At 40.0% G+C, this 10,054-nt stretch carries 12 protein-coding genes; 1 reads left to right on the top strand and 11 read right to left on the bottom strand.

What is annotated here, in order from left to right:
- Positions 1-528 precede the first annotated feature (528 nt).
- The 9 genes from MHO32_RS24690 to MHO32_RS24630 form a co-directional block, all read right to left on the bottom strand.
- The gene (locus MHO32_RS24690; RefSeq protein WP_140055913.1) at positions 529-1,170 is read right to left on the bottom strand and encodes a hypothetical protein; all 642 of its coding nucleotides are present in this window, start codon (positions 1,168-1,170) and stop codon (positions 529-531) included.
- 141 nt (positions 1,171-1,311) lie between these two features.
- Positions 1,312-2,196, bottom strand: a complete 885-nt coding sequence (locus MHO32_RS24680) for a bacteriophage abortive infection AbiH family protein (protein WP_239214748.1) — start codon at positions 2,194-2,196, stop codon at positions 1,312-1,314.
- A 152-nt stretch (positions 2,197-2,348) separates the two neighbouring features.
- Entirely contained in the window at positions 2,349-2,849 is a 501-nt protein-coding gene (locus MHO32_RS24670) for a hypothetical protein (RefSeq protein ID WP_230544393.1), read from the bottom strand.
- Positions 2,850-3,017: 168 nt separating this feature from the next.
- A complete protein-coding gene (locus tag MHO32_RS24660) occupies positions 3,018-3,431 on the bottom strand; it encodes a hypothetical protein (protein WP_239214746.1) in 414 nt (137 codons plus the stop codon).
- A 190-nt stretch (positions 3,432-3,621) separates the two neighbouring features.
- Entirely contained in the window at positions 3,622-3,915 is a 294-nt protein-coding gene (locus MHO32_RS24650) for a hypothetical protein (RefSeq protein ID WP_005448137.1), read from the bottom strand.
- A 184-nt stretch (positions 3,916-4,099) separates the two neighbouring features.
- The gene (locus MHO32_RS24645) at positions 4,100-4,633 is read right to left on the bottom strand and encodes a cysteine hydrolase family protein (RefSeq protein ID WP_069534707.1); all 534 of its coding nucleotides are present in this window, start codon (positions 4,631-4,633) and stop codon (positions 4,100-4,102) included.
- A gap of 739 nt (positions 4,634-5,372) precedes the next feature.
- Positions 5,373-6,056, bottom strand: a complete 684-nt coding sequence (locus MHO32_RS24640; RefSeq protein ID WP_239214744.1) for a glyoxalase superfamily protein — start codon at positions 6,054-6,056, stop codon at positions 5,373-5,375.
- Between the two features lie 316 nt (positions 6,057-6,372).
- The gene (locus tag MHO32_RS24635) at positions 6,373-6,987 is read right to left on the bottom strand and encodes a hypothetical protein (protein WP_239214741.1); all 615 of its coding nucleotides are present in this window, start codon (positions 6,985-6,987) and stop codon (positions 6,373-6,375) included.
- 133 nt (positions 6,988-7,120) lie between these two features.
- Complete coding sequence (locus MHO32_RS24630; RefSeq protein ID WP_033002692.1) at positions 7,121-8,233, bottom strand: DUF4236 domain-containing protein; 1,113 nt, start codon at positions 8,231-8,233, stop codon at positions 7,121-7,123.
- Between the two features lie 283 nt (positions 8,234-8,516).
- On the opposite strand from MHO32_RS24630, the gene MHO32_RS24620 reads away from it, so the two are divergent.
- Positions 8,517-8,666, top strand: a complete 150-nt coding sequence (locus MHO32_RS24620; protein ID WP_086459347.1) for a hypothetical protein — start codon at positions 8,517-8,519, stop codon at positions 8,664-8,666.
- A gap of 204 nt (positions 8,667-8,870) precedes the next feature.
- Here the strand turns inward: MHO32_RS24620 and MHO32_RS24610 are convergent, their stop codons facing one another.
- Positions 8,871-9,266: a hypothetical protein gene (locus MHO32_RS24610; RefSeq protein WP_140095693.1), complete on the bottom strand. Its 396-nt coding sequence runs from the start codon at positions 9,264-9,266 to the stop codon at positions 8,871-8,873.
- A 220-nt stretch (positions 9,267-9,486) separates the two neighbouring features.
- Positions 9,487-9,939, bottom strand: coding sequence for a GNAT family N-acetyltransferase (locus MHO32_RS24605; protein ID WP_239214737.1), 453 nt, complete (start codon positions 9,937-9,939; stop codon positions 9,487-9,489).
- Positions 9,940-10,054 lie beyond the last annotated feature (115 nt).

Genomic DNA, 10,054 nt, shown 5'->3' with positions numbered 1-10,054 from the left:
TTTATGTGTTTTGATGCACTTAAGTCAGGCGTAGTCTCAAAGCGGCTACTCAATGAAACCACGTGGAACAAACAACGCCGCAGAAAACGAACTAACAACACCAAAAAGCGCTTTTGGAAAACAAATCTCACAATGCGGACTTTCAACAAAGCCACTGAAACCACATGAACTTACCACACCAGAGAAAACGCTATTTCAGCGAGTAGATGGGCTTTTGTACCAACAAACTCAACGAGCAGAGTTTCAGCAAAAAAGTTCGACTCAGATAACCCAAAAGTCGCCGCACCAAAAAACAAATCAACCGTTGAAACGATGCCAATTTTGAATTTTCACCACGCTAGTTAACACTGAAATTGAACGCCGATATGACAATTTAGACTTTAATCTTTTACCACTAGATCTTGCAATATAGCTGCGTTTTTCCTCTTGCAAACTAACGCCGCATTAAGGTGTGAGCGACGCTTGGCTATACTTGAGCGAAGCGAAAATGCCAAGCGTTGCGAATCACTCTTAAATGCTTTGTTATGCTTATGTTTCCTCGATCCCTGCTTGCACGTAAACCATACGCCAAACAGCAGGCTGAACTTCCACGTTTGATTGTTTACAAGCAACCTCAATGTAGTCTTTATAACTGTGGTGTTCACTGATTTCGAAGTTGCGCTGCTCTTCTGACAATTTAATTAAATAAAAGATAGTCTCAGCGGCATCAATTAGTAATTGAGCAGTTAGAAAAGAGATTCGATTACCGATTTCTCGCTTTTCACCAACATCAATTAGGTTTTCTGTCTCAAATAATTTTTTAACTAATACCCCTCGTTGCGAGTCAATTTCTACTGCATGGGCTAAAAGAAACTTTAACCTGATTATAAATTTTCTTTGCTCTCTTGTAACTCTACGCTTACTAGAAGCTAATTCGATAACGATGTTTTCAACCAGAGACAAGTCAATGGCTGGAATAACCGAATAAACATCCTGAATAGGTCTTTGATGTTCGAGTAACAGTTTAGGAAACCAACGTTCCATTTCTACACGCAAAAACTCGAACTCATCACTCATCGCATGCTCGAGAGATTCCACTCTTTGGTTATACAACCTAGAAGCTAGGATATGACCGGCGACGCCACCGATCACCGCACATACAATGCCTATCAACCAGTTCTCTACACTCATAAATCCTCCCAAAAAGCATAACGCCTTGTTAAGGGGTGAGCAACGCAATACCGAAGCCGCCGCATACCACCTTAAACACTGAAACCAACGCATAGTGAAAATGCCACGCGTTGCGAATCCCTCTTGAACAGTTTGTTAAGTTTATTTGATTTCTTCCATTTTAATAAAGTGTAAATTGCTCTCGGAAAGCCCCAACTCCATTGCAGCTTGAGATAAGCTGATTTTGTCTTCTAGCTTATAAAAACTAATATACCAGTTTGTATCAAATTTAACCTGACTAGCAATTACTCTGAAATACTCAAGGTCCACAGATGACATTGAGTGTCCAAGTATATAAATATTTCTTAAACCCGATAGACTAGCGAAAAATCGCTCATTTTTTCTTAGAACACTGCTTGTGGATTTATAAGTATGGCTAAAGTATTCATCTACGACTTGATAGCCAGAAGCAATTCGAGTGTCTGTATTTTCATCTATGTAAGTTGTTAGCTGTGTTCTATCTTCGGGAGCCCATCCATGCCCAAGGACAATCTCGTTGGCTGGCTCATCAATTGAACCATGTATGTGTAACACATTTGATTTGGGAATGTTATACAATTCCGTCAACGTTTGTGTATAGTTAAACGTTAGAAAACGAGCATGTAATTTCAAATTTAGAAGCGTTGGGTTATTAGGTACATCAACCGTATTTATCCACTCGCAAAAACATTCATATAGCTCAGATGACAATGCTTCTACATTTTTGGTAAGTTCATATTGGTAGTCATGATGTCCTGACTCACTCCAGTCATCATCACCATATGATGGTAAATAATTCGATGCATCATCTTCTAAGAGGTCAACATCCAAGTTACCTAATGCTTCTTCAAAATCTGACCACTTTTCATCGATACTTAAAAATTTTTCAACAGTATCAAAAACAAGTCCATGCTTTCTCTGCAAGTACAACTTAAAGCTTTCGTAGCTCGTTTGCATTCCATGATGGAGGTCAAAGCCATTTCCAATAATATATAAAGTATCAGGCACCGCTATCTCCCAAAAAAATAAACTTAACGCCCTGTTAAGGTGTGAGCAACGCAATACCGAAGTTGCCGCATACCACCTTAAACACTAAAACCAACGCATATTAAAAATGCCACGCGTTGCGAATCACTCTTAAACAGTTTGTTATGTGAAAATTAATTTGGGCAGAGAAAAGAACCTACTAAAGGCTCTTCCACAACCTCACACTCTAACGTTCCATTTACTGAGAGTTTTAGAGGGTTCAAAGGTGTGCAACATTCATCTTCAGGCGCTATGGAGTTTTCGACTTGGTACTTAAAAATGTTGTCGTTATCTTGCCTATAAGTAAACTCACACCCCGAAAACTCACCATTAGTATCGCCAAGAACCATACCATAGCGTGTAACTATCTGAAATCTGTCTTCAAACTCGGTAAAAGTTTGAGAGACAATTTCAACATTCCCCTCATAGCATTCGAACATAGTCTCTGTAAATTCATGTTCGTTCAAAGCACTACTAATATTTACTGGTCGAAAATAAATATAGGGGCGGCAAAGGACACTATTATTGTAGCGAAAGACAACGCTAAGCTCGTCTTCCCCTATGTATTCGTAATCATTTTTATTCAAAGTTATATGCTGCGTGAAGTACGCTAATTTGAGCATTATATCTTTCACTATCTAATACCTTTACTTAGAGCTAACAACGGCTTCAGGAGAATTTTCACATAACGCCCTGTTAAGGGGTGAGCAACGCAATACCGAAGCTGCCGCATACCACCTTAAACACTAAACGCAACGCATAGTGAAAATGCCACGCGTTGCGAATCCCTCTTGAACAGTTTGTTATAACTTTCTCAATGAGTCCCCAAACTTTTCGCGAATACTAGCCGCTTCTATCGAATACTGATAGGTAACGTAGAATGCTGCAGCAAACATCGCTAAGGAAGCAAATAGTGAGAAATTAGCCACCAAAGACAGTACAGCTACGATAAAAGACAGAAGACTCCATGAGTGAAAACGCTGAACACCGACATGCTCAGAATCCAATGCTGTACATTTGCCTGCAAGCCTATTGTTGAACGCAATAAAAGCAATGATGCTGTTCAAGCCTAAGCTGACCGAAAAAGAGAATGTTGATAGCTCTAGAAGAAATGATTTTGAGACATCTACATTTCCGCTAAGAATAGCCATAAAGTAAGCAAAAGAAGCAGCAGATAAAGCAGAACTCAACCAAATATAACCGTCATATTTCTTCACTATTGTAAATTCCTCCGAGAGTTATAACGCCCTGTTAAGGTGTGAGCAACGCAATACCGAAGCTGACGCATGCCACCTTAAACACTAAAACCAACGCATAGTAAAAATGCCACGCGTTGCGAATCACTCTTAAACAGTTTGTTATGTTTGCATCACCAACGTTTAAAAATTGAAAATATCATTGCCCATTTTATCGGATATACTTATGGATATATTCACTCGTTGCTTTATGGTATTCTTTCATTAGCTCATCGCTAATAGGACGCTGCTTCTCATAATAATGCTTTCCTGATGAACTACGCGCCGAATCCGAAAGTTCGTGAATTACTTCTTCTCCAAATTTTAAATAACGAGAAACTTCATCAACCTTTAATAAAAAAGTAGCAGTTTCCTCTCCAATGCCATAATCACACCTTGAATTTAGAATGTAATTTTCCCCATCACTATATAAAAGCCAGTTATTATGTTTAGCCACAACTTTCATACTATTAAATTCCCTATTGTATATCATATTGCATTTTTGCTATTACCAACGATAACAAACATAACGCCCAATTAAGGTGTGAAGCACGCAACCACGACACTTAATTTGACCACCGTAAACACTGAACCAAATCCAAACTAAAAATGCCAAGCGTGCTGAATCACTCTTAAATTGCTTGTTAGCCCTATGCCCAAAGGTTGCACGCCTCTACCGCTTGGATTTTAACGCCGAAACTAGAAATACTAGGTAACGTCGCATTATGGTGCGCTCGAATTTGAGCCCCACTGGCGTGCTCCTTATCATGAGTTGTGTGAGCATCCGATACCAACGTTACAGGATAGCCTAAACCTGCAGCTCTGCGAATGGTAGTATCAACGCAAAACTCTGAGGCGTAGCCACACACAATTAAGCTATCTACATCGAGTTCATTCAAAACACTTTGAAGATTAGTATTCAAGAAAGAGTCTGGTGTTGTTTTGCGAACGAAATGGTCGCCAGTTTGTGTAATTAAGCTCGACTGTAATGCCCAACCAACGCTTTCGTATTCAATAACAGATTTAGGTTGCTCGTGCTGAACAAAGATAACTGGAATAGACTTAGCACGCGCTAATTTCGTAACCTCATTAATTTTGGTGAGTACGATTTGTGATTCAAATGGTTGAGGGTCCGGGTCGAACAGAATCGACTGAACATCAATAACTAATACTGCAGATTTCATTGTTTTCCTCTGATAGGGCTAACGCCTTGCTAAGGGGTGAGCAACGCATTGACACAAAACCAAAACCTTGCCACCGTAACCACTGAAGCCAAGTTTAAACCAAAAATGCCAAGCGTTGGGAATCCCTCTTAAGCAACTTGTTATGTTTTACTACAAACGATTGATTTACATGACAAAGAACTGCATTTCTCGCTGTGATTTCTGAGCCTAGTCACAAGACTAATACTCACTTGACCACCAAATGCGACCAACCAAAAACAAGTATGAACACTTCCCTGCCCAATGAGGCAACCCGACTCACCTCCAACAAGCACCCTCTCTTTCCAACCAAAGCGCAGAACAATGGTAAATTGCCGAGACTACTGCCAAGGTAGGATGTAACTTGGCAATGAACCTCAAAGCGCCTTTAAGCCAGAGAAAATCGAATCCAACCGGCTCGACCTGACAATGAAGCAACCCGCGAATTTTGGCATGTTTTACGGGCTGAGAAATTCATGAATTTAGAACGACAATGCCGACTTGCTGAGTCTACTCGGAACAAACTGCCCAAGGGACAAAGAACAGTTAAAAGGACATTTAAGCCACTGAATTAATGATGAAACATAACGCCGCATTAAGGTGTGAGCAACGCTACCACGAAACTTAAGGTTACCACCGTAAACACAAAACCCAACGATTAGCACCAAAGATGCCAAGCGTTGGGAATCACTCTTAAATGCTTTGTTATGTGACTTTTATGTTATGCATTCTTCCAGTAACTAGTCCCGTGGGTAATGCCATTTCTTGAATTTTCTGGGAACAACCCTAATAAAACCGTGGTAACTTCCTTAGTATCTATATTTACGGATCGAACCCAATCCGCCAAATAGGTTTCAAAGTTTGGATGAACAAGCCTTCGGCTTACCAAACTATCAACAGCAGATCTATAAAAATGACCTAAGGCAACAAATAATGCACCGACAACTTTACTATCCATGTCATCACCTTTTAAATAGTGGTAACCGAGCTCTTTGATACCCTCTTTGTCAATAGACCAAGCTAATATTGACCATTCAGCATCAACATTACATCCATCATGTCTAACTCCCGAGTCAAAAACATCTAGTAAGACTGATAAGGTCACTTTTTCAAGGTCTGACTCACTATGATAACGACTAACAATAGAGCGACTACTTTCAATAGCAGCTAGCCCAGCCTCACTTGAAACAATCTTAATAAGACTTGTTCTGATAACTTCAATTAACTTTATTGCAGGGGTATCTTGATTATTAAATCGAGTGATTAGTGAATGGTACGAGGGATAGCCATGATTTTTGGCAACAATTTCTAAAGCCTCAGTATGTGAGATATTTAGATCACTTTTAATCTTTTTAGCTGATTTTTTCACGTTCTTGATAAACGTTTCAGTTAGGTCATTAGACATATCTTATTTCTCCAATCGAGATTTAGCGTCAATTCACCCCTAATTTTCACAGTCTCGAATTATCGTCAATAAGATATTGAAGTAAGTGTAATTGGTTCTCGCAAGAATTCGCCTTTGGGGTGGGCTAGCTTCCAACAACAGCTGCCTAAACACTAAAACAATTAGCAACTCATGTCAATGCATAGTGCACAGTCACATAACGCCGCGTTAAGTGGTGAACAACGCTAACCACCAAACCTAAACCATTGCACCTTAAACACTAAACTTAACTTAAACTGAAATCGCCACGCGTTGTGAATCCGCCTTAAACGCCTTGTTATACGCAAACCCGATTACACGCTTCAATCTCGATACTCTTTAATTTGGGACATTTTTCTGTGCCATTCAGAGAAGCTAGAAGTGGGCAGTTATAGAGATCCAGTAACTTCAACTTAGATAGGTGCTGTATTCCATCAAGGTTTTTTAACTTTCTAGAAGTAAGGAACAACTGTTCTAAGTTTTCCATTCCACTTAGCAACTCTAGATTCTGATTTGGGTAATTTTGGATGTTTAATTTCTTGAGAGTATTGAGCGTAAGCACTGAACTTAGACCTTTGGACCAAGTAGCATTAAAAACCTTCAAATCGGAAAAACGCGAAAAATCTATTTTTTGTTGGCTTTTGCACTGAAGCCCTAAAACTTCTAACTCTGTCAAAGCCTCAATACTCTTCAACCCAGTTGCATCCCAAACGTATATCTCCAAACTTTTCAGAAAGGTAAGCTGTGATATGAATGAAATGTCTCGGTCTTTGAAGCCGAAGGAGTCAGTCAAACGAAGCGCTCTAATTTCATTAGAAAGCATATATTCCAAGACATAGTCTGACCAAGAGCCTTTCAAGATTAAGACACTACCTATACCATTTTCATCAGCACGAATTTCGAATTTATCCATTTTCCGCCTTTGCGTATAACGCCCTGTTAAGGGGTGAGCAACGCAATACCGATGCTTCCGCATACCACCTTAATCACTTAAACCAACGCATGATGAAAATGCCACGCGTTGCGAATCACTCTTAAACAGATTGTTAAGCCGCAATTTTATCGCTATCAATTTCTCTTGGAAGAACTGCTGCTAAACAATTTACAGAGGCTTCAAACTTTTCCGCTGGTCCTCGAGTTGATAATTGAATTAGCTCATTAAGACCTGATTGGCTTGTGAATGACATTTCCTGATATAGGCAAATTGGTAGCTCATGGTTATCTTTAAACCTGCGGTCTGGTCCACCGGACTTATTTACGTATTTCCACGTTTTATCAACGATCAATGCATCAGCAGGAACTGACTCTTCTTCGATAAATTTTTTATCTCCGACCATCACAACCAAATCTTGGTAACTCACAGCTCCGACACCTGTAGTGTCATAGACCAACACTCGGTCAGGAAAGAAATGTAATGTTTGACGACCAACTGCAATGGAAACTGTCTTCACATTTGTTTTTAATCGAGGCGGTTCAGAGATCATAATCGATGTCAGCTTTCGGTCTATAAGATTGCTTGCACCTGCATGATATTTTTTATCAAGGACTTTGCCTGAGGCTGATATATGCCAACATTTATTAGCTTTTGCCATTTGTTCTGCTGCCGAAAACAGCTTGTCATAAGCAAGTTCCATTTCGGAGTCAAAGTCATAGAAAAGTACCGTTGTCTTAGCTAACGTGTCTCTCGTATAACAAACCCAAGTAGAAACAATCCCCAACACAGCAGTCAAAGCGACAACCCATTTAGGGAGTTCGGCATTATGAATTCCAAAAACAACAGCGAAAAATAGAATAAAAATAAAATGCCATGAACTAGACCTTTTCCGTTTATCATTAAGCTCCTTTAGCAGCTCAGCCGAAGAAGAGTCTACTATCTGCGAAACATGCGCTGACTCAATTTCTTTCAGTGGTTCGTGAGTCGGTGCTTCGAAGGACTCTTGATAGTTGGGCTGAATAGTGTTGTCGACAATTCGTTCCTGAGAACCAATCGGAATAGTCGAACGATAATAAATACCATTTGTTCCAATACGGACATAGTTACCTCTTGGACCAGTTCCTACTCTCAGCCCTTTAACACCAGCTGAAACGCCAAATCCAGATTTTGACAAATTGAAACGAAATGGACCAACGCTGATACTCTTTCTTATGTAGAGTCCCATATCTTCTCCGAACTTAAATTGACACTCTTGCGGCATAACGCCCTGTTAAGGTGTGAGCAACGCAATACTGATGCCTCCGCATACCACCTTTAGCACTAAAACCAACGCATAGTAAAAATGCCACGCGTTGCGAATCACTCTTAAACAGTTTGTTATGCGGTTGCTCGCAAAGTTTAATTTTACCTTACTTTGAGATGAAATAAGCAACCAAGCACACACTTTAAAACTACTCTCAGAAGTAAAATACGGGCACCAATACTGGTGATAGATAGGAAGTACGTTTATGGCAGTAAAACATACACCCACTGGAGTCGTTCATAAAGGCAAAAAAGGAGGTACTACTGGTTGTGGCTTTGACACCAAGAAAGAAGCATCTCATTGGAGTGACTCACACAGTAAGATCACATGTGACAAAAACGGCTGTAAGAACTAAGTAGTAGTTGTTTAATTGGGCTAGAACTCAAGCTCTAGCCCCTTATGCCCCTCTGCCGCATAACGCCCTATTAAGGTGTGAGCAACGCAATACCAACGCTACCGCATACCACCTTAACCGCAAAACGCAACGCATAGCAAAAATGCCACGCGTTGCGAATCACTCTTAAACAGTTTGTTAGCAATATTCTTACAGCTTATGACCTTAGCTAGCAGGATCTACTGGGCAGTTTGGCGTAACTTCGTAATGAGAAGAATCTGTTTTCCACGCAGAGCCTGTCAGCAGGTCTGTCGGAATTGAGATAATACCAAAGTCGATTAGAACATTAAGGAACAGACTTTTACCCCATTGAAAACTATAATCTGTAGTAACTGACGTTTGTTCACATCCAGGTTTCTGAGCAACTACAGTGTGAGCATCACCGCGTGGCACTGTAATACTCGCGTGATCCTTTCCATAGTATTTACCGTCAACAAATAACTTAGTCCCCTCTTCACGAGAGCTAAATGAGATTTGCTCATTAGAACCGTTGGTAATCGTAGAACAACCTGACACAAATAAAGAGCCCATAAGTAAAGAGCAAATTGTTAGTTTTTTCATTTTTGACTTATTGAATAAAAAGGGCGGAAATTATATTTGCCACCCAAATCCATTCAATTTAAATCATCTATTGTTACGATTAATATTGCTAACGCCGCGTTAAGTAGTGAGCAACGCCACCACCAAACCTAAACCATTGTGCCGTAAACACTAAAGCTGAATCAAACCGAAAATGCCAAGCGTTGCGAATCTGTCTTAAACGCTTTGTTAGCAAACAAACTCAACGACTTATGCATAACTCCATTGCTACACAATCAATTCCTGCACCAAAACCGTTTGGGATGGTTTTGGTTACTGTAAAACCACGTTTCTCGTAGAAACCTTGAGTGTGTTGGGATGTTTCGATTTTCACCTTATGTAATGAGGTATTGTTCTTTATATAAGACAGTCTAAAGTCAGTTAACTGTGTTCCTATACCTTGACCATGAAAGTCTTTATGAACCAAACCCCAAGCCAAAGAAGCAACTGATGACTTTAAACCAATACCACCACAACCAAGCAATTTATCACTACCGCTTTCAAGGCAAACATAGTATTCAGAGCATTCAGACAAAGCATCAAGATATTCGATAAACTCAGCTCGCTCTGATGAATCAAAGTATTGACCAATATTACTTTCAAACGCTTCAATACATCGCGCTCGATACTTACTACTATATTTTCGGATTTCCATACTTCCGCCTTGTTTGCTAACGCCCTGTTAAGGTGTGAGCAACGCAATGCAGAAGCCGCTGCAAACCACCTTAATCACTAAAATCAACGCATAGTAAAAATGCCACGCGTTGCGA

It is taken from the genome of Vibrio sp. MMH1-50, from assembly GCF_022347645.1.
Classification (GTDB): domain Bacteria; phylum Pseudomonadota; class Gammaproteobacteria; order Enterobacterales; family Vibrionaceae; genus Vibrio; species Vibrio harveyi.
This window is presented reverse-complemented; position numbering and strand designations above follow the sequence as displayed.